The following is a 526-nucleotide window of genomic DNA, read 5'->3' on the forward strand; positions in this document are numbered from 1 at the left end:
GTAAAAATGAACTATTTGCTTGATTACAATACTAAAACCGAAGTTTTAATATTGAGAACTCGTTTAATTCACGTTAATGAATTAAACATTTCGTTTTATTTATCACACCAATCAAGCTACAAGTAACTCATTGTTATTGTGCGATAAATAAGAACATTTATCAGCTTTCCTAATTGTTAAAGAGCAGACTTTTTCGTTAAAAAAAGCCTTAGATAAATAATGTTGTTTATCTAAGGCTTCTCACATGTTGGTCACTTCGTTTAAATGAAGTGGTGGAGCTATGCGGGATCGAACCGCAGACCTCCTGCGTGCAAGGCAGGCGCTCTCCCAGCTGAGCTATAGCCCCAACATGGTTTGTATAAATAGCAATCCAATTTCAATACAAGAAATTGGTGGGTCTGGGCAGATTCGAACTGCCGACCTCACCCTTATCAGGGGTGCGCTCTAACCAACTGAGCTACAGACCCATCTAGAGTCTATCTATACGTCTCTTTACTTTCTAATCAAACAATCTGTGTGGGCACTC

At 38.8% G+C, this 526-nt stretch carries 2 tRNA genes; both read right to left on the bottom strand.

Annotated features, from left to right (window positions below):
- Positions 1-270: 270 nt before the first annotated feature.
- A tRNA-Ala gene (locus tag DS885_RS00675) sits at positions 271-346 on the bottom strand.
- A 44-nt stretch (positions 347-390) separates the two neighbouring features.
- A tRNA-Ile gene (locus DS885_RS00680) sits at positions 391-467 on the bottom strand.
- Positions 468-526: the final 59 nt, after the last annotated feature.

Source organism: Psychromonas sp. B3M02 (assembly GCF_003318165.1).
GTDB lineage: Bacteria > Pseudomonadota > Gammaproteobacteria > Enterobacterales > Psychromonadaceae > Psychromonas.